General features: G+C 67.2%; 23 protein-coding genes and 1 tRNA gene. 17 read left to right on the top strand and 7 right to left on the bottom strand.

The window, feature by feature from the left end:
- Positions 1-8: 8 nt before the first annotated feature.
- The 3 genes from SCH01S_RS09165 to hisI all read right to left on the bottom strand — a co-directional run bounded on the left by SCH01S_RS09165 (position 9) and on the right by hisI (position 3,016).
- Positions 9-1,265, bottom strand: coding sequence for a metal-dependent hydrolase family protein (locus tag SCH01S_RS09165; protein ID WP_046348504.1), 1,257 nt, complete (start codon positions 1,263-1,265; stop codon positions 9-11).
- On the bottom strand, positions 1,262-2,545 hold the full coding sequence (locus SCH01S_RS09170; RefSeq protein WP_046348532.1) for a M28 family metallopeptidase: 1,284 nt from the start codon (positions 2,543-2,545) through the stop codon (positions 1,262-1,264). Before SCH01S_RS09170 ends, SCH01S_RS09165 begins: the two co-directional genes overlap by 4 nt.
- 90 nt (positions 2,546-2,635) lie before the next feature.
- The gene (gene hisI, locus SCH01S_RS09175; RefSeq protein WP_046348505.1) at positions 2,636-3,016 is read right to left on the bottom strand and encodes a phosphoribosyl-AMP cyclohydrolase; all 381 of its coding nucleotides are present in this window, start codon (positions 3,014-3,016) and stop codon (positions 2,636-2,638) included.
- 42 nt (positions 3,017-3,058) lie between these two features.
- Here hisI and SCH01S_RS09180 point away from each other — a divergent pair, with 42 nt between their 5' ends.
- The 9 genes from SCH01S_RS09180 (at position 3,059) to SCH01S_RS09220 (ending at position 13,286) form a co-directional block, all read left to right on the top strand.
- Positions 3,059-3,943: an MBL fold metallo-hydrolase gene (locus tag SCH01S_RS09180; RefSeq protein ID WP_046348506.1), complete on the top strand. Its 885-nt coding sequence runs from the start codon at positions 3,059-3,061 to the stop codon at positions 3,941-3,943.
- Between the two features lie 74 nt (positions 3,944-4,017).
- Complete coding sequence (gene purF / locus SCH01S_RS09185) at positions 4,018-5,475, top strand: amidophosphoribosyltransferase (protein WP_046348507.1); 1,458 nt, start codon at positions 4,018-4,020, stop codon at positions 5,473-5,475.
- Positions 5,476-5,585: 110 nt separating this feature from the next.
- Positions 5,586-6,293 (top strand): SDR family NAD(P)-dependent oxidoreductase, encoded by a 708-nt coding sequence (locus SCH01S_RS09190; RefSeq protein ID WP_046348508.1) that lies wholly within the window; start codon positions 5,586-5,588, stop codon positions 6,291-6,293.
- 98 nt (positions 6,294-6,391) lie between these two features.
- Positions 6,392-7,288: a histone deacetylase family protein gene (locus tag SCH01S_RS09195; RefSeq protein ID WP_046348509.1), complete on the top strand. Its 897-nt coding sequence runs from the start codon at positions 6,392-6,394 to the stop codon at positions 7,286-7,288.
- 125 nt (positions 7,289-7,413) lie between these two features.
- Positions 7,414-9,288, top strand: coding sequence for a 2-oxoacid:acceptor oxidoreductase subunit alpha (locus tag SCH01S_RS09200; protein WP_046348510.1), 1,875 nt, complete (start codon positions 7,414-7,416; stop codon positions 9,286-9,288).
- The gene (locus SCH01S_RS09205; protein ID WP_046348511.1) at positions 9,285-10,325 is read left to right on the top strand and encodes a 2-oxoacid:ferredoxin oxidoreductase subunit beta; all 1,041 of its coding nucleotides are present in this window, start codon (positions 9,285-9,287) and stop codon (positions 10,323-10,325) included. Before SCH01S_RS09200 ends, SCH01S_RS09205 begins: the two co-directional genes overlap by 4 nt.
- Before the next feature lie 43 nt (positions 10,326-10,368).
- The gene (locus SCH01S_RS09210; protein ID WP_046348533.1) at positions 10,369-10,767 is read left to right on the top strand and encodes a GxxExxY protein; all 399 of its coding nucleotides are present in this window, start codon (positions 10,369-10,371) and stop codon (positions 10,765-10,767) included.
- Between the two features lie 98 nt (positions 10,768-10,865).
- A complete protein-coding gene (locus SCH01S_RS09215) occupies positions 10,866-12,131 on the top strand; it encodes an SAM-dependent methyltransferase (protein WP_046348512.1) in 1,266 nt (421 codons plus the stop codon).
- Positions 12,132-13,286, top strand: coding sequence for a serine hydrolase domain-containing protein (locus SCH01S_RS09220; protein ID WP_084689485.1), 1,155 nt, complete (start codon positions 12,132-12,134; stop codon positions 13,284-13,286). It begins immediately after the preceding gene.
- 16 nt (positions 13,287-13,302) lie between these two features.
- Here the strand turns inward: SCH01S_RS09220 and SCH01S_RS09225 are convergent, their stop codons facing one another.
- Together SCH01S_RS09225 and SCH01S_RS09230 are read right to left on the bottom strand one after the other, a co-directional pair.
- Positions 13,303-14,511 (bottom strand): cation:proton antiporter, encoded by a 1,209-nt coding sequence (locus tag SCH01S_RS09225; protein WP_046348513.1) that lies wholly within the window; start codon positions 14,509-14,511, stop codon positions 13,303-13,305.
- A 24-nt stretch (positions 14,512-14,535) separates the two neighbouring features.
- On the bottom strand, positions 14,536-16,047 hold the full coding sequence (locus SCH01S_RS09230) for a flavin-containing monooxygenase (protein ID WP_046348514.1): 1,512 nt from the start codon (positions 16,045-16,047) through the stop codon (positions 14,536-14,538).
- A gap of 89 nt (positions 16,048-16,136) precedes the next feature.
- On the opposite strand from SCH01S_RS09230, the gene SCH01S_RS09235 reads away from it, so the two are divergent.
- From SCH01S_RS09235 to fghA, 4 genes are read left to right on the top strand one after another with little or no spacing between them, the layout of a single operon-like run.
- Complete coding sequence (locus SCH01S_RS09235) at positions 16,137-16,739, top strand: class I SAM-dependent methyltransferase (protein ID WP_157032880.1); 603 nt, start codon at positions 16,137-16,139, stop codon at positions 16,737-16,739.
- Positions 16,736-17,848, top strand: a complete 1,113-nt coding sequence (locus SCH01S_RS09240) for an S-(hydroxymethyl)glutathione dehydrogenase/class III alcohol dehydrogenase (protein WP_046348515.1) — start codon at positions 16,736-16,738, stop codon at positions 17,846-17,848. The genes SCH01S_RS09235 and SCH01S_RS09240 overlap by 4 nt, the downstream gene beginning before the upstream one ends.
- A 16-nt stretch (positions 17,849-17,864) precedes the next feature.
- Complete coding sequence (locus SCH01S_RS09245; protein ID WP_046348516.1) at positions 17,865-18,248, top strand: VOC family protein; 384 nt, start codon at positions 17,865-17,867, stop codon at positions 18,246-18,248.
- 5 nt (positions 18,249-18,253) lie between these two features.
- Positions 18,254-19,087, top strand: coding sequence for an S-formylglutathione hydrolase (gene fghA, locus SCH01S_RS09250; RefSeq protein WP_046348517.1), 834 nt, complete (start codon positions 18,254-18,256; stop codon positions 19,085-19,087).
- Positions 19,088-19,097: 10 nt separating this feature from the next.
- Here the strand turns inward: fghA and SCH01S_RS09255 are convergent, their stop codons facing one another.
- Positions 19,098-19,793 (bottom strand): TetR/AcrR family transcriptional regulator, encoded by a 696-nt coding sequence (locus SCH01S_RS09255; RefSeq protein ID WP_281174977.1) that lies wholly within the window; start codon positions 19,791-19,793, stop codon positions 19,098-19,100.
- On the opposite strand from SCH01S_RS09255, the gene SCH01S_RS09260 reads away from it, so the two are divergent.
- From SCH01S_RS09260 to SCH01S_RS09275, 4 genes are all read left to right on the top strand, one after another.
- On the top strand, positions 19,792-21,222 hold the full coding sequence (locus SCH01S_RS09260) for an efflux transporter outer membrane subunit (RefSeq protein ID WP_245612215.1): 1,431 nt from the start codon (positions 19,792-19,794) through the stop codon (positions 21,220-21,222). The two genes, SCH01S_RS09255 and SCH01S_RS09260, sit on opposite strands and share 2 nt — an antisense overlap.
- Positions 21,222-22,376 carry an HlyD family secretion protein gene (locus tag SCH01S_RS09265; protein ID WP_052733882.1) on the top strand — a complete coding sequence of 385 codons (1,155 nt, stop codon included), beginning with the start codon at positions 21,222-21,224 and terminating at the stop codon, positions 22,374-22,376. The genes SCH01S_RS09260 and SCH01S_RS09265 overlap by 1 nt, the downstream gene beginning before the upstream one ends.
- A complete protein-coding gene (locus tag SCH01S_RS09270; protein WP_046348520.1) occupies positions 22,376-23,926 on the top strand; it encodes a DHA2 family efflux MFS transporter permease subunit in 1,551 nt (516 codons plus the stop codon). The genes SCH01S_RS09265 and SCH01S_RS09270 overlap by 1 nt, the downstream gene beginning before the upstream one ends.
- A 46-nt stretch (positions 23,927-23,972) precedes the next feature.
- Positions 23,973-24,048: transfer RNA gene (locus SCH01S_RS09275), tRNA-Glu, on the top strand.
- Positions 24,049-24,097: 49 nt separating this feature from the next.
- On the opposite strand, the gene SCH01S_RS09280 is transcribed toward SCH01S_RS09275, so the two are convergent.
- Positions 24,098-24,745 (bottom strand): CDP-alcohol phosphatidyltransferase family protein, encoded by a 648-nt coding sequence (locus tag SCH01S_RS09280; RefSeq protein WP_046348521.1) that lies wholly within the window; start codon positions 24,743-24,745, stop codon positions 24,098-24,100.
- Positions 24,746-24,779 lie beyond the last annotated feature (34 nt).

Genomic DNA, 24,779 nt, shown 5'->3' on the forward strand with positions numbered 1-24,779 from the left:
GGTGAGGGCTAAGGCACCCGCACCACCACCCCGCCCTTCATCACCATCCGGACGTGCTTGACTGCACCGATGTCTCGCGTCGGATCACCGTCGACGGCGACAAGGTCGGCCAGCAGCCCCGGCTTCACCACGCCCAATTTGCCCGCGATATGGAAGAAGCGCGCATTGCCTGAGGTTGCCGCGATCAGCACGTCCGGCGCGGGCATGCCCGCCTGGTTCATCAGCACCATCTCGCGCGCATTCTCGCCGTGGGTGAACACGCCGACATCGCCGCCCATGCAGATCGGCACGCCGGCCGTGCGCGCCATCTGGAACGCCTTGCGGCTCTCGATCACGCCGGCGGGGGCGGGCTCCTGCCCGTTCCAGCCGCGATAACGGGCGATCGCGTCGCGGGCGGCCAGCGTCGGGCAATAGGCGATTTTGCGCTCTGCCATCAGCTTGAACACTTCGGGCGTACCTTCGTCGCCATGCTCGATCGTGTCGATGCCGGCGAGCGCGGCGCGGCGCATGCCTTCGGCCGTGCTCGCATGCGCGGCGGTGATACGCCCGGCCGAATGCGCGGCCTCGATGCCGGCCTTCAGCTCGTCGAGGCTGAATGTCGGCCGGCTCGGCTCGCCCGGGCGCCAGCGGTAATCGGCATAGAATTTGACGACGTCGGCGCCGCCGCCGATTTGCCGCCGCACGGCCTGGACCAGCTCCGGCCCGTCCGCTTCCTCGGCACCCTGCGGGATTGCGACGCCCGGCTCGAAGCCCTTCGGGCCATAGGCGCCGGTCGCGACCAGCGCCCGTGTCGCGACCAGCATCCGCGGCCCGGGCACGATGCCTTGCTCGATCGCCTGCTTCAGGCCCACATCGGCATAGCCGGCGCCTTCGGTGCCGAGGTCGCGGACCGTCGTGAAGCCCGCCATCAGCGTGTTGCGCGCCGACACCGTCGCCCGCGCGGTGCGCAGCGCCAGCGGCTCGTGCAGCACCTGATCGTCCCACGGCGTCTCGTTGTACGGGTGGAGGAACAGGTGCGAATGCCCCTCGATCATGCCCGGCATCAGCGTCATGCCCGGCAGCTCGACCACCGTCGCCCCGGCCGGCGCGGCAAGGTTCGGCCCCGCCGCCTCGATCCTGTCGCCGCGCACCAGCACCGCCCAACCGTCATGCGCCTGCCGCTCGACTCCGTCGAACACGCGGGCGGGGCGGAGCAGAATGACGTTTTCCGCTAAGGCCGGCATGGCAAGCGCCGCCAGCAGAACCGCAAGGACCGCCCGGATCATTTGCGCGGGGCCGGGCCGGCGAAGGTGATGATGCTTTCCGCCCCGCCGGACGACAGCGCGGCGACGCCGAAGAAATGATGGTCGATATTGACGTCCTTCAGGAACAGCGACGTGTCGTTCGCCGGCACGTCCTTGAAATCGGTCCAGTCGGGCCGATCGGCGAGGCGCCAGCGCACGCGGTATCCGGCAGCGCGCGGCACCGGTGCCCAGGCCACCGTCGTGTCGGCACTGAGCGCTCCCTGGATCGTGACCTTGTCGGGCGCCGCCGGCGCGCTCGCCAGTTCGCGGATCACGGCCATGTTCAGCGCGGTCACCCGGGCAAGGTACGGAAAGTCCACGCCTTCGATCGTGTCGCCGTAGAATTTGCCGTTCTCGGTCCGAAGCGTCTGGTGCTGGTGATCGTAATTCTCGGTTACCTCGGAAAACCGCACTGCCGGATAGCCAAGCTCGAGAAACGGCGTGTGATCGCCGCCGCGCTGGAAGCGATCGGGCCGGCGCACTGCGATGACATCCAGGCCTTTATCCTGCTCGGCCACGCGCTTGATCGCCTTGGCGAGCGAGCGGGACGGCGAATCGTCCTCGCCACCGTTCGCGCGCTGGGCGAGATCGTCCTCGCGCGTCGCGTCGGCGCGGATGCCTTCGCTGAACACGCGGACATGAGTGTCGTCATGCGCGCCGCCGACGCCGTGCGTGTTGCCGACGATGTCGTTGTTCAGCACCGCCGCGACCTTCCAGCCGCGCTCCTTTGCCGTGCGCGCAAGCAATTTGCCGCCCCACAACCCCTGTTCCTCGCCGGACAGCGCCGCGTAGACGATCGTCGCCGGGAATTTTTCCTTCGACAGCAGCCGCGCCGCCTCGATCACAAGCGCCGTGCCCGAACCGTCATCATTGGCGCCGGGCGCGTCGGACGTCGCGTCCATCACGTCGGTCACGCGGCTGTCGATATGGCCCTGGACGATGATCACCCGATCCGGATCGGAGGCGCCCTTCTGGATTGCGATCACGTCTTCGACGCGCACCCCGTTCGGCGCGCGCGGGCCGGTGAACTGGTCGCCGATCGTCTCGACTGCCAGGCAGCCGCCGCACGCCTTCGAGAACTCCCCAAAGCGCCCTGCCGCCCAGCGCCGTGCCGCGCCGATGCCGCGCTTGGGATCGGTGGTGGTGGACAGCGTGTGGCGGGTGCCGAAGCCGACGAGCCTGGAAATCGTGGCCCGGAGTTCGGCGGGACTGGGCTGAGCGGCCGTGGCGGAAGCAGCAGCGAGAAGAACGGCTGAAACGATCACCTTAAAACTCCGGTTTGGGCTGAGCTTGTCGAAGCCCTCCCTTCTTCTTTGATTTCGGACAAAAAGAAAGGGAGGCCTTCGACAAGCTCAGGCCGAACCGGATGGAGGCTCGGGAGACAGGCTACCGTCCGACTTGATCCGCCGGTAAAAGCAGCTCCGCGCGCCGGTGTGGCAGGCCGGGCCAGCCGGCTCGACCTTCAGCCACAGCGCGTCCTGGTCGCAGTCGATCCGCGCCTCGACGACGCGCAGGACGTTTCCCGAGGTCTCGCCTTTCTTCCAGAGCCTGCCGCGGCTGCGCGACCAGAAATGCGCTTCGCCGGTCTCCAGCGTCAGCTTGAGTGCCTCCGCGTTCAGGTGCGCGACCATCAGCAGCTCGCCGCTTGCCGTGTCGGTCACGACGCCGGTGATCAGCCCGTTCGCGTCCCATTTGGGATCGAGCACCGCCCCTTGTTCGCGATCGTCCGTCATGGCGGGCTGGATGCCCGAGCCGGACTGTGATTGAAAGCGCGCATGCGCAACGCTCTCGCCGCCGCCCTCGCCCTGTCGCTCGCTTCCGCTTGCTACGCCGCCCCCGGCCCGGTGCCGATCCAGCCCGAGGCGCGGACGATCGCCCTGGGCGCGCTGAAGGTCACCAGCATCCATGACGCCGATTTCGAATCGGCCAATGACGGCAAGACATTCGGCCTCGACGTTGGCCCCGCCGCCGTGTCGCGCGTGCTGGTCGAGGCCGGGCTGCCGTCTGACGCGATCCCGCTCAGCGTCTCGGGCCTGCTGGTGCGGGGCATTCCCGGCCATATCGTGCTGATCGACACTGGCCTGGGCCCGAAGGCGAAGGGCAAGCTGATCGCCAGCCTCGCCATGGCAGGAATCACGCCCGACAAGGTGACCGACGTGCTGATCACCCATTCGCACGGCGATCATGTCGGCGGGCTGGTCGACGCCAACGGCCGCTCCGCCTTTCCGAACGCCGCGATTCGCATGTCGCGCCGGGAATGGGCGTGGATGCAGGAGCAGGCCGGCGCCAAACCGATCGCCGCTGCGATCCGCGCGCAGGTGCGGCCGTTTGAAGCGGGCACGGCGGTTCTGCCCGGCATCGTCTCGGTGCCGATCTTCGGCCATACGCCGGGGCATGTCGGCTATCGGATCAACTCCGGCCATGCCCACCTGATCGACATCGGCGATACCGCGCACAGCTCCGTCGTGTCACTCGCCGAGCCCGGCTGGGCGATGGGCTTCGACACCGACAAGAAGCTCGGCAAGGCGATGCGCCAGGCGGTGCTGGAACGGCTGGCCGAATCGCACGAGCTCGTGTTCGCGCCGCATTTTCCGTTTCCCGGCACGGGCCGCGTCGTGGCGAGCGGCGCCGGCTATAAATGGCAGCCGGCCGACAAATAATCTGACAAGGGGAGACAAAGGCCGAACGGCTCCCTATATGCGGCGCCAACGAGACGAGGGTCCGGGTCCTCCCCATGCTCACCACCAATCCGTTCGACGACGATAAGCTTCGCGAGGAATGCGGCGTATTCGGCATTTACGATGCCGAGACCGCGTCCGCCGTGGTTGCGCTGGGGCTGCACGCGCTCCAGCATCGCGGCCAGGAAGCCGCCGGCATCACCAGCTGGGACGGCCAGCATTTCCATACCCACCGCGCGATGGGTCACGTTGCCGGCAATTTCGACCGGGACGACGTGATCCGCGGCCTGCCCGGCCGCGTCGCGGTCGGCCATGTCCGCTATTCGACGACCGGCGAGACCGCGCTGCGCAACGTCCAGCCGCTGTTTGCCGAGCTGTCGTCGGGCGGCTTCGCGGTTGCCCATAACGGCAATATCTCCAACGCGATGAAGCTTCGCCGCGAGCTTGTCCGCCGCGGCTCGATCTTCCAGTCCACCTCGGACACAGAGGTGATCATCCACCTCGTCGCGACCTCCACCTACCGGACGCTGCTCGACAAATTCATCGACGCGCTGAAGCAGGTCGAAGGCGCCTACAGCCTCATCTGCCTGACGCCCGAAGGCATGCTCGCCTGCCGCGACCCGCTCGGCATCCGGCCGCTGGTGATGGGCAAGCTTGGCGACGCGACAATCTTCGCATCGGAAACCGTCGCGCTCGACGTGATCGGCGCGGAGTTCATCCGCGAGGTCGAGCCCGGCGAGATCGTGATCGTGACCGACAGCGGCGTTCGCTCGATCCAGCCGTTCGGCTCGATCAATCCGCGGCCGTGCATTTTCGAGCATGTCTATTTCTCGCGGCCCGATTCGATCGTCGACGGCACGTCGGTCTATGATGTGCGCAAGGCGATCGGCGCGCAGCTCGCGATCGAGGCACCGGTCGAGGCCGATCTGGTGATTCCCGTCCCCGATTCGGGCGTGCCGGCCGCGATCGGCTATGCCCAGCAATCGGGCATTCCGTTCGAGCTCGGCATCATCCGCTCCCATTATGTCGGGCGGACCTTCATTCAGCCGGGCGACCAGGTTCGCCATCTGGGCGTGAAGCTGAAGCACAATGCCAACCGCGCGCTGATCGGCGGCAAACGCGTCGTGCTGATCGACGATTCGATCGTGCGCGGCACCACCAGCCTGAAGATCGTCCAGATGATGCGCGACGCCGGCGCCGCCGAAGTGCACATGCGCATCGCCAGCCCGCCAACCCGGCACAGCTGCTTCTATGGCGTCGACACGCCGGAGCGGACCAAGCTGCTGGCGGCGAAGCTCGATGTGCCCGGCATGTCGGATTACATCCACGCCGACAGCCTGGCGTTCGTCTCGATCGAGGGGCTCTACAAGGCGCTCGGCCATGATCGCCGCGCCGAGGTGCGTCCGCAGCATTGCGACGCCTGCTTCACCGGCGACTATCCGACCACGCTGACCGACCAGGACGAGCTCGCGCCGACGGACCAGCTGAGTTTGCTCGCTGAACGGGTGGTCTGAGGCCCAGAGCACGGTTTGGCCTGAGCTTGTCGAAGGCCTCCCTTTCCCCTTAGGGGCGCAAGAAAGTGAAGGGAGGGCTTCGACAAGCTCAGCCCAAACCGGAGTTTGTCGTGACGAAGCCCCTCGAAAACCAGCTCGCCCTCGTCACCGGCGCCAGCCGCGGCATCGGCGCCGCCACTGCCGAAGCGCTCGCCAGGGCGGGCGCGCACGTGATCCTCACTGCCCGCACTGCCAAGGATCTGGAGCAGGTCGAAGACCGCATCCACCAGGCCGGCGGCAGCGCCACGATCGCGCCGATGGACCTGGCCGAGGGCGACAGCATCGGCCGCCTCGCCGCCGCGGTCGGCGAACGCTGGGGCAAGCTCGACGCCCTCGTCCTCAACGCCGCGATGCTCGGCACGCTGACGCCGGTGCCGGCGATCGACGCCAAGGAATTCTCAAAGCTGCTGACGTTGAACGTCGGCGCCCAGCAGGCGCTGATCGCCGCGTTCGACCCGCTGCTGCGCGCGGCCGCCCCCGGCAAGCTGATCGCGATCACCTCCAGCGTCGGCGCGACGCCGCGCGCCTATTGGGGCGCGTATGGCGCTTCCAAGGCCGCGCTTGAAACCCTCGTCGCCGCCTATGGCGAGGAGCAGCGCAATCTGGGCAAGATCAAGGTTGCAATCCTCGACCCTGGCGCCACCCGCACTAAGATGCGCGAAAAGGCGTTTCCGGGCGAAGACCCGGTCACGGTCAAGGCGCCGGAAGCTGTGGCCGATCGGATCGCCGCGCTGCTGACGAGTGGGTTCGAGACGGGGCACCGCGAGCGGGTGGAATAATTATCACCGTTCGTTTCGAGCGAAGTCGAGAAACGACTGCTCCGAGCTTGCGCTTCTCGACTTCGCTCGAAGCGAACGGATGTGCTTAGTTCCACCGTGTGCTCCACATCGTTCACCACCCCGGCTACCTGACCCCGCCGCCTCCTTCCGGCGGTTTCCCTGCGAGCAAGTACAATCTCCTGATCGCAGCGCTGGACGCGCTCGATCTCCCTCAGGCGCGCCACGTTCCCGAGCCGATGCCGCGCATTTGGCTCGAGGCAGTGCACGCGCCGGCCTATGTCGACGAAGTCCTCTTCGCCGCGGTGCCGAAGGAGAAGGAGCGGCGGATCGGCTTCCCGGTCACGCCCTTGCTCGCGACCCGCGCGCAGCTGACGCCCGGCGGCACCTGGCTCGCCGCAAAGCTCGCGCTTGAACACGGCTATGCGGCGAACACTGCCGGCGGCAGCCATCATGCGCTTTACGATACCGGCGCCGGCTATTGCGTCTTCAACGACCTTGCGGTTGCCGCCCACCGCCTCTTGGCCGAAGGCGATGTGGGCCGCGTGCTGATCGTCGACTGCGACGTGCACCAGGGCGACGGGACTGCCTCGCTGCTTGCCGCGCGGGAGGACGTGGCCACCTACTCGATTCACGCCGAGAAGAACTTCCCGGCACGCAAGGCCCGCTCGACGCTCGACGTGCCGCTGCCCGACGGCACCGGCGACATGGCCTATCTCGATGCGCTCGCCGCCACGTTGCCGCCCCTGGTCGAGCGCTTCTGCCCGGACCTGATCCTCTATCAGGCCGGCGTCGACGTTCACGCCGACGACAAGCTCGGCCGCCTGGCGCTGACCGACAAGGGCCTGCACGACCGCGACGCGTTCGTCGGAGCCCTCGCCCGCCGCCACGGCCTTCCGCTGGCGAGCACGCCGGGTGGCGGCTACGGTGCGGACAAGACGCCGATCGCCGAGCGGCATGCGGCGACGATCCGGGTGCTGGGGAAGATACTGAGTTAGCTCCTCCCCGTTCCGGGGAGGAATAAGGACTTAACCCCGTTTGCACTCCGCCGCAGATTTTCTACATTGGCGCCACGCATCGGGCGGCCTACTCGACCGCCTCGTATCAAGCAGGACAGTCGCAAATGGCCACAGCCGCCCATCAGCTCACTCCCCAGGAGGCGAGCGCCCAGCCGCCCGCGGAAAATGTCGTCGTGCGCTTTGCCGGCGACTCCGGCGACGGCATGCAGCTGACCGGCGGCCAGTTCACGCTGTCGACGGCGCTCGCCGGCAACGACCTCGCGACGTTCCCGGACTTCCCCGCCGAAATCCGCGCGCCGCAGGGCACGACCTTCGGCGTCTCCGCCTTTCAGATCAATTTCGGCTCAACCGACATCGACACTGCCGGCGATGCGCCGGACGTGCTGATCGCGATGAACCCGGCGGCGCTGAAAGTGAATGTCTCCAGCCTCAAGGACGGCGGCCTGATCATCGCCGACGAAGGCGAGTTCGGCGCGCGCAACCTTGCCAAGGCAGGCTATGACACCAACCCGCTGGAGGACGACAGCCTGGGTCGATGGCAGCTCCTCAGCTTCAACATCTCGCAGCTGACGCTCGAAGCCGTGAAGCCGTTCGGCCTCGGCAACAAGGAGGCTTTGCGCTGCAAGAATATGTGGACGCTAGGCCTGGCGCTCTGGATGTTCGACCGCGACCGCCAGCCGATCGTCGACTGGCTGAAGGCCAAGTTCGCCAAGGCGCCGACGCTCGCCGAAGCGAACATTGCCGCGCTGAACGCCGGCCATGCCTATGGCGAGACGGCGGAGCTCTCCGGCTTCCTGAAGCAGCACCATATCTCGGCCGCGCCCGCCGAACCCGGCCTCTATCGGACCGTCACCGGCGCCGAATCGATCTCGCTGGGCCTCGTCGCCGGCACGCAGCTTGCCAATGTCCCGATGTTCTTCGGCGGCTATCCGATCACGCCGGCGTCGGCGATCCTGCACCATCTGTCGCGACTGAAGGAGTATGACGTCACGACGTTCCAGGCGGAGGACGAGATCGCCGCGATCGCGAGCGCGATCGGCGCCTCCTATGCCGGATCGCTGGGCGTCACCTCGTCCTCGGGTCCCGGCATCGCGCTGAAGGGCGAGGCGATGGGCCTTGCGATCATGACCGAGCTGCCCTTGGTCATCGTGAACTCGCAGCGCGGCGGCCCGTCGACGGGCCTGCCGACCAAGACCGAGCAGTCGGACCTGTACCAGGCCGTCTATGGCCGCAACGGCGACGCGCCGATGCCGGTGCTGGCCGCCCGCTCCCCCGCCGACGCGTTCGATTGCGCGATCGAGGCAGTGCGGCTCGCGACCCAGTTCATGACGCCAGTAATGCTGCTGACCGACGGCTACATCGCCAACGCGGCCGAGCCGTGGCGGGTGCCAGACATGAGCCGCTATGCGCCGTTCCCGGTGCAGTATCTGGAGACCGTGCCCGAAGGCGGCTTCAAGGCCTATGCGCGTGACGACAAGCTGGCGCGACCCTGGGTCAAGCCCGGCACGCCCGGCCTGCTCCACCGCATCGGCGGCATCGAGAAGGCGAACGGCACCGGCAACATCGACTATTCGCCGTCGAACCACCAGCTGATGACCGACCTGCGCGCCGACAAGGTGCTCGGCATCGCCGATCACATTCCGGAGCAGGAGGTCACGCTCGGCGAGTCTAAGGGCAAGCTGGCCGTGGTCGGTTGGGGCTCGACCTATGGCCCGATCCATCAGGCCGTCCGGCGCCAGCGAATGAAGGGCCGCGACGTGCACCACATCCACGTCCGCCACATCTGGCCGCTGCCGCGAAACCTGGGCGACCTGCTGCGGAGCTACGACAAGATCATCGTGCCCGAAATGAACACGGGCCAGTTCAAGACGGTGCTGCGCGACCAGTATCTGGTCGACGCCCGCCCGCTCAACAAAGTCTCCGGCCAGCCCTTCCGCATTTCGGAAATCGAAGCCGCTATCGAGAGTGCGCTTTCATGAACGACATGACTCCCGTCGCGAAGACGACCACGATCAAGGACTGGGAATCGGACCAGGAAGTCCGCTGGTGCCCTGGCTGCGGCGACTATGCGATCCTGAAGGCCGTGCAGCGCACGATGCCTGAAATCGGCGCGACGCCGGAGAAGACGGTGTTCGTCTCCGGCATCGGCTGCTCGTCGCGCTTTCCCTATTACATGGAGACCTACGGCTTCCACACGATCCACGGCCGCGCGCCGGCGATCGCGACGGGGGTGAAGCTCGCCAATCCCGAGCTCGACGTGTGGATCATCACCGGCGATGGCGATGCGCTGTCGATCGGCGGCAACCACACGATGCACATCCTTCGCCGCAATCTCGACTGCCAGATCCTGCTGTTCAACAACGAGATTTACGGCCTGACCAAGGGCCAATACTCCCCGACCAGCCGCGTCGGCACACGCTCGCCTTCGACGCCCTTCGGCTCCGTCGACCGGCCGGCCAGCCCGTGCAGCTTCGCGCTCGGTTCCGGCGCCCGCTTCGTCGCGCGCGGTATCGATGTGCACAAGAATCTGGCGGCGGTGCTGAAGGCGGCGCACGCGCACAAGGGCGCGAGCTTTGTCGAAATCTACCAGAACTGCATCGTCTATAATGACGAAGTGTTCGCCGCCTTCACCGAAAAGGCGAAGGCGCAGGTCAACCAGATCTGGCTGGAAAATGGCGAGCCGATGCTGTTCGCCGGCGGCACGATGGGCTTGAAGCTCAACGCGAAGGAACTCCGGCTCGAGATCGTCAATGTCGAGAATGGCAACTGGGAAGCGGCGGGCGTGATCCGCCACGACCAGACCAACAAGGGCATCGCCCAGATGCTGATCGACATGGAGATCGAAAACGGCTTCCCGGTCGCCTTGGGCGTGATCTTCAACCATCCCCGTCCGACCTTCGAACGTGCCGTCACCGACCAGAACCGCGCCGCCGCCGAAGGCAAGACGCCCGACCTGCAAAAGCTCGTCGCCAAGGGCCAGACCTGGCAGGTCGAGAAGCAGCCGCACGAGATTTGAAGGTTTGGTCTCGCACGAAGAACACAAAGGGCACGAAGAGAAGATGCGGGCCGATCTCGAAGAGCTGGCTCGGATCGCGATCGATTGCGGATTGAAGGTTCATCAGGCGTTTGGTCCAGGTCTGCTCGAATCGGCGTATGAAGCCTGTTTGGCCTACAGCCTCGCGGAGCGAGGTTTCATCGTCGAACGGCAGAAGCCCATTCCGATTCGGTTCAATGGCATCGATATTGAGATGGGCTTTCGCGCCGATCTCCTCGTCGAAGGCAGGTTGCTGATCGAACTCAAGTCGACTGAGGCGCATGCGCCTGTCCATGCAAAACAGGTGCTCACCTATCTGCGGTTGATGGATCTTCCGCTAGGCCTGCTGATGAACTTCGGCGCGCCTACGTTCAGGGAAGGGCTGCGCCGGCTCGCAAACGACTATTATCCGCCTCGGGATTGACCTGCTTCTTCGTGTCCTTCGTGTTCTTCGTGCGAGACTCTTCTTCTTTTGGCCGCACTCGTCTGGCGCACTCGGCCCGCAATCGCTAGCTTCAGACCATGACTGCGCACGCACCTGATCGCGGCCGGCAGTTTCGGTCCGGCCGTCCCGCTCCCGGCCTGTGGAGCGCGATCGTCGCTGCGCCGTTCCACCGGGTGCTCGACCGGATCGACGCGGCGCTGGAGGCCGGCGCGATCGAGGCGTGGCTGCCGGATGGAAGCTACCGCATCCTTGGCGGGCGCGGACCGGGGCCGGTTGCGGAGGTGGAGGTCCGGCGCTGGCGGGCGCTGATCAAGCTCGCGCGGAGCGGCTCGATCGGCTGGTATCACGCATGGGCCGCGCGCGACTGGACCAGTCCCGATCCGGTGCCGCTGTTCGACCTGTTCATGCGCAATGGCCGGGCGCTGGGCAGCATCGCTCGTGCGCGGGGGCTCAGCCGTCGCGTGAAGAAGCTGGCCCATTGGCTGCGCGACAACACGCCCAGGCGCGCGCGCCGCAACATCGCGTTCCATTATGATCTCGGCAACGAATTCTATGCCGAATGGCTGGACGAGACGATGACCTACTCGTCCGCCCTGTTCCAGGAGCCGATCCGCGCCGACGAGGAGCTCGCCTATGCGCAGCTCAACAAGGTTCGCGCGCTGCTCGACCGGCTGGAGCTGAAGCCCGACCAGCATTTGCTCGAGATCGGCTGCGGCTGGGGCACGCTCGCCGAGATCGCCGCCGACGAATATGGCGCGAACGTCACCGCGCTGACGCTGTCGGAGGAACAGCAGGCCCATGCGCTTGACCTCAACCGCTGCAACGTTGCCGCCGGCCGCGTGCGCGTCGAGCTCCGCGATTATCGCGACGTCCAGGAGCAATATGACGCCGTCGCCAGCGTCGAGATGGTCGAGGCGGTCGGTCAGCGCTGGTGGCCCGCCTATCTGCAGACCATCGCCCGCGCGCTGAGGCCGGGCGGCCGCGCCGCGATCCAGTATATCGCGATCGACGATGCGCTGTTCGAGGATTACGCGAACAGCGCCGACTTCATCCAGGCCTATGTCTTCCCCGGCGGCATGCTGATTTCCGAAAGCCGCTTCAAGGCGCTTGCCGAAGCGGCGGGGCTCGCCTGGACCGCCCAGCGCAATTTCGGCCTCCATTATGCCGAGACGCTGAAGCGCTGGCGCGAACGGTTCGATACGGCGGTGGCGGAGGGCCGGCTGCCGGCCGGGTTCGACCGGCGCTTTGTCGAGCTGTGGCGCTATTACCTGATGTACTGCGAAGGCGGCTTTCGCGGCGGCGGCATCTGGGTTGCGCAGGTGACACTGACCAAGGGGGATTAGATGACGGGGAAATGGGGGCTGATCGCGGCCGCACTGCTGGCCGCCGTGCCGGGCCACGCGCAAGTCGCGCTGACGCCCGAGAATGCCGACCGGATCCGGCAGGCCGGCGCCGAAATCCTGTTCTGGAACCAGGCGCAGCGCGACGCGAACTTCCCGCACATGGAGGATCATTTCCCCGGCACCACGGCCAAGGCGTCTTCCCATCCCTACCCGCTTCGCCCCGGCAAGCCGCTGAAGCTCGACGGCGTCGAAGCCTTCATGGCCGCGAACAACACGGCCGGGCTGATCGTCGTGCAAGACGGCCGCATCCGGCTGGAGCGCTATGCGCGGGGCTATTCGCGCGAGGGCCGCTACACCAGCTTCTCGGTCGCCAAGTCGCTGACCTCGACTCTGGTCGGCGCCGCGGTCCGCGACGGCTTCATCAAATCAGTGGACGATCCGGTGACCCGCTACATCCCGGGCCTCGCCGGCAGCGCCTATGACGGCGTCAGCGTGCGCCAGGTGCTGACGATGACCTCCGGCGTCAAATGGAACGAGGATTATACCGATCCGAATTCCGATGTGGCGCGCATGTACGCCAAGCCGGCGCCGCCCGGCATGGACCCGACCGTCGCCTATCTCCGCACCCTGCCCCGCGAAGCGCCGCCGGGCACGAAATGGGTGTATAAGACCGGCGAGACGAACCTGATCGGCGTGCTGGTCCAGAACGCGACCGGCAAGACGCTGACCGATTATGCCGAAGCGAAGATCTGGCGCCCGTTCGGCATGGAGCGCGACCTGTTCTGGATGGTCGATGCGTCGGGCCGCGACATCGGCGGCTGCTGCCTGTCGGCGTCGCTGCGGGATTACGCCCGCATCGGCCTGTTCGCGCAGTCGGGCGGCAAAGGCGTCGTGCCGGACGGCTGGTTCAGGCAAGCCACGCGTGCGCAGGCGCCGGTCGGAGACGGCCGCGGCTATGGCTATCAATGGTGGATCAATGCCGACGGCACGTTCCAGGCGCAGGGCATTTTCGGCCAGCTGATCCACGTCGATCCAAAGCGCCGGCTGGTGATCGCGATGTCGAGTGCCTGGCCGAAGGCGACGGGTCGCGACCTGTCCGCCGCCCGCACGGACTTCCTCGCCCGCATCAAAGCGGCGCTGGACGCGGCCAAATAGCTTCTCGGATTTTAGCTCATCCGCCCTCGCGCTGCGCCCTGTCGTCGCAGATCAGCCCAAGCCGCCGGATCAGCCATGGCATGGTCAGTCCCTGGGCAAAGATCGAGAAAGCGACGACGGCGAAGGCCACGGCGATGATCTCGCCGCGTTCCGGCACGGTTGGCGGCAGCGCAAGCGCGAGCGCGAGGCCAAGGGCGCCGCGCAGGCCGCCCCAGAACAGCACGTGCTGATAGCCCCAGCTGAGCCGCAGATCGGATTTCGCGAACAGCGCGCTCAGCGGATAAACGGCGACGGCGCGGCCGAGCAGGACGAGGGCGATCGCGACCAGCGCCGCACCGCCGATCGCGGCGAGCGGCTGGTGCGCTTCATGGCCGCCGATCAGGATGAACACGAACGAGTTCGCGAGAAACGCGGCGAACTCCCAGAAGGCGAGGACATGGCCCCGACCGGCCTCCGAAATCGGGCCCCGCCAGCCGAGATTGCCGACCACCAGCCCGGCCGCCAGCGTCGCCAGCACGCCCGACATGTGGAAATGCTCCGCGAGCAGGAACGACGTATAGGCGGCGATCGTCGTCAGCGTGATCTCGACCATGTGATCTTTGGTCCGCCCGGCGATCAGCAGCACGGCGCCGCCGACGATCGCGCCGCAAGCGATCCCGCCGAACACCGTCAGCAGCAGGAAAGCGGCGGCTCCGCCCACGCTGGCCGTCATGCCGCCCGCGGCCGCCGCGAGCACCACGAACCCCACCGCGGCGGCGCCGTCGTTGAGCAGGCTTTCGGATTCCACGATCAGCGCCAGCCGCGGTTCCGCCTTCATTTCCCGAAAGGCGGCGATGACGGAGACCGGATCAGTGGCGGCGATCAGCGCGCCGAACAGCCCCGCCCCGATCCAGCTCCAGCCGAGCGCGACGTGCGTGCCTGCCGCGACCACGGCGGCGGCAATGGCGACGCCGGCAAAGGCAAGCACCGCAGTCAGCGGCAGCTCGCGGCGAAAGCGCGGCCAATCCAGCTGCAACGCCGCCTCGAACACGAGCGGCGGCAGGAACACCGAAAAGATCAGGTCACGGCTGAGCGGCAGGTCGAGGTCGAACGGCAGCAGCGCCAGCACGATCCCGCCGGCGACCAGTCCGGCGCTGTAAGGCAGGTGCAGGCGGCGCGAGACGATCGCCACCAGCGAGGCGGTCATCAAGATGATGCCGAGCATCAGGATCGGCGGTTCGGTCATGCGGAATCGGCGACCCTTGGCTGTTCAGGCGATCAGGCGGCGGCTTCCGCTCCGACCCAGAGACCCGTAGACGAACTCCGCGCCATCAAGGTCGATCCCGGGTATCTCCTCGCGCTCGCGCCAATAATCCTGGTTGTGCATCCATTCGGGTTTGTCCCCGCGCCGGGGCATCAGGTGCATGCCGCGCATCAGATAGCCGGGATTGAAGTTTTCCGGGTCGATCCAGTCGAGCAGCGGCATGTCCGCGTCTTCCGGGCGGAGCTGCACGTCGACGCGGGTCGCGCCCTTGTCGCGCATGTGGTTCAGCAGCCGGCAGACGAAATCGCCGAGCAGGTCGACGCGCAAGGTCCAACTCGCACGGAAATAGCCCATCACCCAGACCAGGTTCGGCACGCCGGTGAACATCATGCCGCGGTAATTGACCGTCTGCGACCAGTCGACCGGCCGCCCGTCGACGCCGAAGGCGATGTCGCCCATCATGCAGAGGTCGAAACCGGTCGCGGTGACGATCACGTCCGCGTGCAGCTCCTCCCCTGACGTCAGCCGGATGCCCGCCGCGGTGAAGCAGTCGATCTCGTCGGTGACGACCGCGGCCTTTCCGTCACGGATCGCGGCCAGCAGATCGCCGTCGGGCACGAAGGCGATACGCTGCTGCCAGGGACGGTAGCGCGGATTGAAATGCTGCTGCACCTGGTCTTCGGGCAGGAAGGCGCGCACGCCTTCGAGCAGCTCGTGGCGCAGCGCCTCCGCATCCTCGAACGAGCGGCGGTTGAGCTCGCTCAGCTGGTGCAGCACCGCGCGCCGCGCGATCTCGTGGATCCAGCTTTCGTCGATTTCCAGGACCTTCAGCGTCTCGACCAGCTCGTTGATGTTGCGGCCGGGGATGAAGAAGGTCGGCGAGCGCTGCAGAAGCGTCACATGCGCGCATTCGTCGGCGATGTTGGGGATCAGCGTCGCCGCAGTCGCGCCGGAGCCGATGACGACGACGCGCTTGCCGCTGAGGTCAAGATCGTCGAGCCAGGTCTGCGGGTGAATGATCCGGCCCTGGAAATCCGCCATGCCGGGCCAATCGGGCGTGTAGCCTTTCGAATGGCGGTAATAGCCCTGGCACATCCACAGGAAGCCGGTGGTGAAGGTCAGGCGTTCGCCGGTGTCGGTGCGCTCGACGTCCAGCGTCCAGAGTGCGTCTGCGCTCGACCAGTCGGCGGTCAGGATGCGGTGACGGTAGCGGATGTGCGGGCCGAGGCCGTTCTCCTCGATCACCTCGCCCATGTAGGTGAGGATCTGCTCGGCGGTCGCGATCGGCTTTCCGACCCAGGGCTTGAAGCGATAGCCGAAGGTGTAGAGGTCGCTGTCCGATCGGATGCCCGGATATGTGTGCGTGATCCAGGTGCCGCCGAAACTCTCCTGCTCCTCCAGCACCAGGAAGGACCGGTCCGGGCACTGGTTCTTCAGGTGCCAGGCGGCGCCGACGCCGGATATGCCGGCTCCGACGATCAGAACGTCGACATGAGTGACTTGGTCGGCTCTTGCCATCGCCAGGTCTCCTTCGGTCGCATTGTGCCGCACGATGCGTTCGATTCAAGCCCGTTGCGCTCCGCCGTTTCAGCCTGCATGGGGCGCGAGTGTCCGGCCCTGTGAACGACTGGTTGAACTTCGTGCAGCGGATGGCGCGCAATCCGCGTGCAATCGGCGCAATCAGCCCGGCGAGCGCGGCTTTGGCCGAAACCATGGCGGCCCAGGTCGACTTTTCCGCGCCCGGCCGCGTGCTCGAGCTTGGGCCCGGCACCGGCGCCGTCACCAAGGCCCTGATCCGCCGCGGCATGGGGACGGAGAAGGTGGTCGCGATCGAGGCGGACGCGACCTTCGCACGGCTGCTGAGGGGGCGGTTTCCGGGCCTTGATGTCGTCGAAGGCGACGCGACCGACGCCCGCCGGCTGGAGCGGCTGGGTCCGTTCAGCGCGATCATCTCAAGCCTGCCGCTGCTCAACTTTCCCAATCACGAGCGCGTGGCGCTGGTCCGCGAGCTGCTGCGGCTGGTGCCCCCAGGGGCGCCGTTCGTGCAATACAGCTATGGCGTGAAGCCGCCGCTGCCGCGCTCTGCGGACCTGAAGGTGACGCTGGCCGCGAGGGTGTGGCGCAACCTGCCGCCGGCGCGGATCTGGCTCTTCCAGACGCGAGGCGCCGACGCGCTCGAAACCGAACGAGTATGGGAGAAGGTAGGATGAAGACGCGCGCAGCCGTCGCGTTTGAGGCGAAGCAGCCGCTGGAGATCGTCGAGCTGGATCTGGAAGGGCCCAGGGCCGGCGAAGTGCTGGTCGAGATCATGGCGACCGGCATCTGCCACACCGACGCCTACACGCTCGACGGATTCGACAGCGAGGGCATCTTCCCCTCGATCCTGGGCCATGAGGGCGCGGGAATCGTGCGCGAGGTCGGGCCCGGCGTGACCAGCGTGAAGCCCGGCGATCACGTGATCCCGCTGTACACGCCGGAATGCCGGCAGTGTAAGTCGTGCCTCAGCGGCAAGACCAATCTCTGCACCGCGATCCGCGCGACCCAGGGCAAGGGGCTGATGCCGGACGGCACCACACGGTTCAGCTACAAGGGCCAGCCGATCTACCATTATATGGGCTGCTCGACCTTCTCGAACTTTACCGTGCTGCCCGAAATCGCAGTCGCGAAGATTCGCGAAGACGCGCCGTTCCAGACGAGCTGCTATATCGGCTGTGGCGTGACGACCGGCGTCGGCGCGGTGGTGAATACGGCGAAGGTCGAGCCCGGCGCGAACGTCGTCGTGTTCGGGCTGGGCGGCATCGGCCTGAACGTGATCCAGGGCGCGAAGATGGTCGGCGCGGACAAGATCGTCGGCGTCGACATCAACCCGGACCGCGAGGAATGGGGCCGCAAGTTCGGCATGACCCATTTCCTGAATACCAAGGGCATGTCGCGCGAGGAGATCGTCGCCAAGGTCGTCGAGCTGACCGATGGTGGCGCCGACTATACGTTCGACGCGACCGGCAACACCGAGGTCATGCGCACCGCGCTGGAATGCTGCCACCGCGGATGGGGCACGTCGATCATCATCGGCGTGGCGGAAGCGGGCAAGGAGATCGCGACGCGGCCGTTCCAGCTGGTCACCGGGCGCAACTGGCGCGGCACCGCATTCGGCGGCGCCAAGGGCCGCACCGACGTGCCGAAGATCGTCGACTGGTATATGAACGGCAAGATCGCGATCGACCCAATGATCACCCACGTGCTGACCCTCGACGAGATCAACAAGGGCTTCGACCTGATGCACGCTGGCGAAAGCATCCGGTCGGTCGTCGTCTACTGAGGAGGAGGGAGCGAACATGTACAGCCATATGATGGTCGGATCGAACGACATCGCGCGTTCGAAGAAATTCTACGACAGCCTGTTCGGCGCGGTCGGCGGCAAGCCGGGCCTGCAGGATGAAAAGGGCCGGCTGATGTACGCGCACAACGGCGGCATCTTCATGGTGACGAAGCCGATCGACGGCCAGCCGGCGACCCATGCCAACGGCGCCACGATCGGGTTCGCGATGGACAATCCAGAGCAGGCCGATGCCTGGCACAAGGCGGGGCTGGAGGCGGGCGGCACCGCCTGCGAGGATCCGCCCGGCGTGCGCGAAGGTTCGACGATGAAGCTCTATCTTGCCTATTTGCGCGATCCCGACGGCAACAAACTCTGCGCCCTGCATCGGGTGGCGGATTGACGCGCATGAAGACGGTCTCGTCCTGGCGCAGCCATCACGGCACGCAGGGCGTGTACCGGCACGCATCCGAGGCGACGGGGACGGAGATGGTCTTCTCCGTCTTCGTCCCCGATCACGAACCGGGCGCGCGGCTGCCGGTCGTCTGGTATCTTTCAGGACTGACCTGCACGCATGCGAACGTGACGGAGAAAGGCGAGTATCGCGCGGCCTGCGCGGAGCTTGGCCTGATCTTCGTCGCGCCGGATACGTCCCCACGCGGCGAAGGCGTGGCCGACGACCCGGCCTATGACATGGGACAGGGCGCCGGCTTCTATGTCGACGCGACCGAGGCCCCTTATGCGCCGCATTTCCGGATGCGCAGCTATATCGAGGACGAGCTGCCGACGCTGATCGCGGCGGAGGTTCCCGCCGATATGGGCCGGCAGGCGATCACCGGCCATTCGATGGGCGGGCACGGCGCGCTGACGATCGCGCTTCGGAATCCGGAGCGGTTTCGCAGCGTCTCCGCCTTCGCGCCGATCGTCGCGCCCGCCCAGGTGCCCTGGGGAGAGAAGGCGCTGACCGGCTATCTGGGACCCGACCGGACCAAGTGGCGCGACTATGATGCCGTAGCGCTGATCGAGGATGGCGCGCGCGTGCCGGAAATCCTGGTCGATCAGGGAGAGGCCGACGCATTCCTGTCGGAGCAGCTCCGCCCCGGCCTGCTCCGCGGCGCGTGCGAGGCTGCCGGCATCGACCTCATGCTCCGGATGCAGCCGGGCTACGACCACAGCTATTATTTCATCTCGACCTTCATGGCCGATCACCTGCGCTGGCACGCGGAGCGGCTGCGCGGCTGATCCGCTTCGCTCAGGCGCCCCAGGCACGCAGGAACGTGCCGACCGCGGCGCCGATCTCCTGCTCGATCTCGGCGTCGCTCGGCCGCTCGATCAGACCCAGCAGGTGCGACTGAATCGATCCCGCCCACAGCATTCCGACAAAGCTCAGGCTCGCCGCGGCCGGATCGCCGGCGCGGAGTTTGCCGCGCGCCATCGCCTCGGCAATGAACGCGCGCAGCCGTGCCTTGCCCCGGGCCGGCCCGCGCTCATGAAACAGCCGGGCCAATTCGGGAAATCGCCCCGCTTCGCCGACGCACAGGCGATTGAGGTCGATGATCGGCTGCGAGTGCACGGTCAGGAGCAAGGCGCGCCCCATCATCCGCAGCGAATCGGCGATATCCGCGTCCGGATCGAACTGGACCTCCAGTGCGCGGCCATAGCGTTCGACCAGATCGTCGACGACGGCCGCGAACAAATCCTGTTTCGACGGAAAGTAAGTCCATAAAGTCGTCTTTGATCCGCCGACCTTAGCGGAGATCGACGACATGGAGGTCCCGCCGTAACCCTCGGAAAAGAAAGCCTGCCGTGCCGCGGCCACGAATGCCTCACGCCGTGCGTCGCGCGTTCGAGCAGGAGGAGTAGCCGTACTGGACGGTATCATTTCGATTGACAACCTTTTGCGGCGCGCGCAGGTCGCACCTGTACCGCCCAGTATGATGGATGGCATGGCTTCGATCAAACTCGTAATTGCCGCAGGCGCCGCGACCATGCTGGCCGGCTGCGCGTCGGTGCCGAAGCTCGGGCCGAAGCCGACGCTCGTCGCCGCCGACGCGCTCGGCGCCGGACAGACGCTGGCCGGAGCGCAAGGCGCCTGGCCGGCCGCTGACTGGTGGAGCGGCTTCGGCGATCCCCAGCTTTCGACACTGATCGGCGAAGCCCTGGCCGGATCTCCGGATGTGGCAGCGGCGGCGGCGCGAGTCCGCGCGGCCGACGCACTGGCGCAGCAGGCCGGGGCCGCGCTCCAGCCCCAGGCGCAGATCGACGCGACGGTCGGTGGCATCAAGCAGAGCTACAATCTCGGTATCCCGCGGCAGTTCGTGCCCAAGGGCATCATCGACACCGGCCGGATCACCGGCAGCTTTGGGTTCGACCTGGACCTGTGGGGCAGGAACCGCGCCGAGCTCGCCGCGGCGACATCGGACGCGCAGGCAGCGGCGGTCGACGCGGAACAGGCCAAGCTGATGCTGTCGACCGGCGTCGCTGCGGCCTATGCCGAGCTCGCCCAGCTCTATGCCGAGCGGGACGTGGCGGCAGAGGCGGTCCGCGTCCGCCAGGCGACCGCCGATCTGACCGCCAAGCGCGTGCTGAACGGGCTCGACACGCGCGGCGAGCAGCGCCAGGCCGAGTCGCGCGTGCCGGCCGCCCGGGCCGACATCGCCGCGCTCGACGAGGCGATCGCCCTGACCCGCAACCGCCTTGCCGCTCTGGTCGGCGCCGGACCGGACCGGGGGCTTGCGATCGCGCGGCCGCAACTCGCGGCAGGAGCGCCGCGGCTGCCCGACCGCGTCGCGCTGGAGCTGGTCGGGCGGCGGCCGGACCTCGTCGCCGCGCGCCTGCGCACCGAAGCGGCCGCCAGCCGGATCAAGGTTGCGCGCGCCGCATTCTACCCGAACGTCAACCTGGCGGCGATCGTCGGCCTGCAATCCTTCGGCCTCGACAAATTGTTCGACAGCGGTTCGCTCTACGGCAACGCCGGGCCGGCTCTCAGCCTGCCGCTGTTCGAGGGTGGCCGGCTCGAAGGCAACTATCGCGGCGCCCGCGCCCGCTATGACGAGGCGGTCGCGCGGTATAACGGCACGCTGGTGACCGCATTGCACGAAGTGGCCGACGCGGTCGCGAGCCTGCGCGCGCTCGACACGCGCCTCGCCGAGCAACGCCAGGCGCTCACGGCGGCAGAGGAAGCGGCGAAGATCGCGCGCATTCGCTACCAGGGCGGGCTCGCCAACCAGCTTACTGCGCTGCAGGCCGACGACACGGTGCTGGCGAACCGCCGCGCCGTCGCCGATCTGGAAGCGCGTCGCTTCACGCTCGATATTGCCCTGGTCCGCGCGCTGGGCGGCGGATTCCAGGCCCCTCAACTGGCAGGACTGCGCTGATGGCCGATATCAATCCCGAGGACATGCCGGTCGGCGACATCGACGAGACCACGCCGGTCGAGATGCGCAGCCTTCGCAAGCGCTGGTTCGGCATCCTCGCGCTGGTCGTGGTCGCCGCAGCCCTCGTCTGGGCGATCTGGTTCTTCCTGACCCAAATGGGCCGGGTTTCGACCGACAATGCCTATGTCGGCGCCGAGACCGCGCAGGTGACGCCGCTGATCGCAGCACCGGTCGCCGAAGTGCGCGTCGCCAACACCCAGCCGGTGAAGCGAGGCGACGTGCTGGTCGTGCTCGACCCCGCCGATGCCCGGATCGAAGTCGCGCAGGCGCAAAGCGCGCTCGCCCAGGCCGAACAGAAGTACCGCCAATCGCGCGCGACTGTCGGCGCGGCCCAGGGTCGGGTCGCGGCACGCGGGTCCGAAATCGAGCAGGCACGCGCACGACTGCGCGATGCCGAAGCGACCCTCAACCGCGCCCGGATCGAACTCGGCCGGCGGGAGGCCCTGATTTCCTCCGGCGCCGTTTCGGGCGATGAGCTGACGGCAGCGCGGACCGCATTCCAATCGGCCCAGGCGGCGCGCGACCTCGCCCGCGCCGGCGTCGCCAGTGCAGAAGCGACGCAGAACGCCGCGACTGGCGAGCTCCAGGCGTCGGCGGCCCTGGTCGAAGGCACCACGATCGGGACGGCGCCCGAAGTGCTCGCCGCCCGCGCGCGGCTGGCGCAGGCCAAGCTCAACCTGGAGCGCACCGTCATCCGCGCGCCGATCGACGGCATCGTCACCAATCGCCAGATCCAGGTCGGCCAGCGCGTCGCCGCCGGCACGCCGATCATGACCCTGGTGCCGATCGCGGCCGCTTACGTCGATGCGAACTTCAAGGAAGACCAACTCGCCAAGGTCCGGCCCGGCCAGCCGGTGCTGCTGACGTCTGACTTCTACGGCGGCGACGTGGAGTTCCACGGCCGCGTCGTCGGCTTTGCCGGCGGCACCGGGGCCGCGTTCGCGCTGATCCCGGCGCAGAATGCGACCGGCAACTGGATCAAGGTCGTGCAGCGGCTGCCGGTCCGGATCGCGCTCGATCCGAAGGAGCTGAAGGAGCATCCGCTGCGGGTCGGCCTGTCGATGACGGCGACGGTGGACACGCGGGGCCGCTGATGGCGACCACCGCCGCCGCGCTCGACAAATTCGCGGAAGGCCCCTGCCTCACCGGCTGGCGGCTCGGGCTCGCGGCCTTTTCGCTGGCGCTCGCGAACTTCATCGTGGTGCTCGACACGACGATCGCGAACGTGTCCGTGCCGCACATCGCCGGCGGCCTTGCCGTCTCGCCGAGCCAGGGCACATGGACGATCACCAGCTATGCGGTCGCCGACGCGATCAGCGTGCCGCTCACAGGTTGGCTTTCGGCCCGGTTCGGCAGCGTGCGCTGGTTCATCACGTCGCTGATCGGATTCGGGCTGTTCTCGTTCCTGTGCGGGATTTCCAGCACGCTTTACATGCTGGTCGCGTTCCGGGTGATGCAGGGCCTGTGTGGCGGGCCACTGATGCCGCTGTCGCAGACGCTGCTGATGCGCATCTTCCCCCGGGGCAAGCAATCGGCCGCGCTCGGCATCTGGGCGATGACGACGACCGCAGCGCCGATCCTCGGCCCGATCCTGGGCGGCATCATCAGCGATAATTGGTCGTGGCCCTGGATTTTCTTCATCAACCTGCCGGTCGTCGCGATCTGCATCTTCGCGGTCTCGCAGCTGGTGACGCCGTTCGAGACCAAGGTCATCCGCCAGCGGATCGACGTGATCGGCCTTGCGCTGCTGATCGTCTTTGTGGGCGCGCTGCAGGTCATGCTCGATACCGGGCGCGACAATGACTGGTTCCATTCGACCTGGATCGTCGGCCTGGCCTTGATCGCGGTGATCGGCTTCGTCGCGTTCCTGATCTGGGAGACGACCGAGCCCAATCCGATCGTCGACGTCAGCGTGTTTCGCTATCGCGGCTTCGTCGCCGGCGTGCTGGCGGTGTCGCTGGCGTTCGGCGCCTTCTTCGCCCAAGTCGTGCTGACGCCGCTCTGGTTGCAGCAGGTGCTCGGCTATACCGCGACAGACGCCGGCTATGTCGTCGCCTGGCTGGGGCTGTTCGCGGTGTTTGCGTCGCCGATCGCCGCGAAGATGACGGACAAGATCGACCTGCGCGTCACCGTCAGCGGCGGCATCATCTGGCTGTTCCTGATGTCGTTCATGCGCATGCGCTGGTCGACCGAGTCCGACTATTGGACGCTGGCGCTGCCGCACATCCTGCAGGGGATCGGCATGCCGTTCTTCTTCATCGGCCTCACCGCGCTGGCGCTGGGGTCGGTGCCGCCGCACAAGGTCGTCGCCGCCGCCGGCCTGATGAGCTTCTGCCGGACCCTCTCGGGCGCGTTCGGCACCGCGCTTGCAACGACCTTGTGGGACAATGCGAACGCCAGCGCGCGGGGCCAGGTTGTCGGCTCGCTCAACGGCGTCGCCGAGACGATGGCGAAACTCGAGGGCCGGGGCGCGACGCACGAGCAGGCGCGCGCCGCGATCGACCGGATGGTCGAGGCGCAGACCGCGACGATCGGCGTGGTCCACATCTTCCTCGTCGCCGGCGCCGTGTTCCTGGTCGCCGCGGCGATGGTCTGGATCGCGCCGAAAGGCCGGGCCGCGGCCGGCATCGGCGGCGGGCACTAGCTTGACTCCGCGCACCCCCGACCATAGGTGCGCACGTCTCCCGCGCGGCCCCTTCGTCTAGCGGTCTAGGACGTCGCCCTCTCACGGCGAAAACACGGGTTCGAGTCCCGTAGGGGTCACCAGCGTTTTCAGATACTTAGTCGAATAACCAACGCGGATCAGTCGCTGCCCCTACCGCAGCGTCAATTGCCGTGCAGTGGCGAGAGTCTGGACGACGAACAAGATCACCATGACGATTCCGACGCCGCCGACGATCAGGTCGAAGGCGGTGACGCCGCTGGCCGACACCGGCAGCGCGCCGAACGCGAACATCGACAGCGTGATCGCGACCAGCACCAGGCGAAGCTCGGTCGGTCCGGCGGCGAGGTAGGACAGGCGAAGCTCGCCGGTCACACGCGCCGCCAGGAAGGCGTGGATCGAGAGCAGCAGGTATCCGGCAAGCGCGAACAGCGCGATGTCCAGCCGCACGAACGGGCTCAGGCCCAGGCCCGCAAGGATCAGCAGATTGGCGAGCCCGTCGGTGCTGTGGTCGATGAAATAGCCGAACTCGGGTCGCTCGATCCGGCGGAACCGGGCGAGGCTTCCGTCCAGCGAGTCGCCGAACCAGTGGACGACCAGTCCGGCGATCACGGCCCAGAGCCAGGCCGGGTCCACCGAACTGAGCGCATAGCCGGCGAAGATCAGCGCCGCGCCCGCAAGTCCCAGGGCCGTCAGCCCGTCGGGCGTCACCCGCGCCGGCAGTCGCGCGCATATCCAGGTCAGCGCGCGCCGCTCCGCCTTCGCGAGGAGATTGGCCTGGATACGCTGGACCGGCTTCATTCGGATACTTTCAACAGGCAGCGTCGGACGATCC

The sequence above is a fragment of the Sphingomonas changbaiensis NBRC 104936 genome, assembly GCF_000974765.1.
In the GTDB taxonomy this organism is placed as follows: domain Bacteria; phylum Pseudomonadota; class Alphaproteobacteria; order Sphingomonadales; family Sphingomonadaceae; genus Sphingomonas_B; species Sphingomonas_B changbaiensis.